This window comes from Streptomyces beijiangensis (assembly GCF_017315755.1).
Taxonomy (GTDB): Bacteria; Actinomycetota; Actinomycetes; order Streptomycetales; family Streptomycetaceae; genus Streptomyces; species Streptomyces beijiangensis.
Genome location: NZ_JAFLRJ010001504.1, coordinates 1 through 427, shown reverse-complemented (window position 1 = coordinate 427; position 427 = coordinate 1). Strand labels below are relative to the sequence as shown.

Sequence of the window (427 nt, the reverse complement as noted above, 5' to 3'; positions counted from 1 at the left end):
CCCTAGCGGCCCTCGAAGTCCGGGCTGCTCACTGCCCGTACGGGCCCCGCCCCAGCTGCTCCCGCACCGGCACCACCGGCGCGTTCACCACGTTCCGCCGCTGCCAGTTCGCCCCGTCCACGACCATCGTGTGCCCCGACACGAACCGGGCGTAGGGCGAGGCCAAGAACGTCGCCGCCCACCCCAGCTCCCGCGCCTGGCCCACCCGCAGCGCGGGCTGGCGCGACGCCTTGTCGTCGTCCGTCCGCTCCAGATGCCCCCGTATCGCCTCCGGCAGGTCCGCATGCGGGAAGAGCCCCGGCACCAGACCGTTGACCTGGATGCCGTACGGAGCCCACTCGACGGCCAGGGTCTCCACCAGGTTCTTCACGCCCGCCTTGGCGGCCGCCGAGTGGGCGAACCCCGGGCCGCCCGTCCAGGCGTATGA

1 protein-coding gene is annotated in these 427 nt (G+C 73.5%); it reads right to left on the bottom strand.

From position 1 onward, the window contains the following. Window positions 1-28: 28 nt before the first annotated feature. The coding region (locus tag J0695_RS42435) for an SDR family oxidoreductase (protein WP_206970114.1) at window positions 29-427 on the bottom strand (399 nt) is incomplete at its 5' end.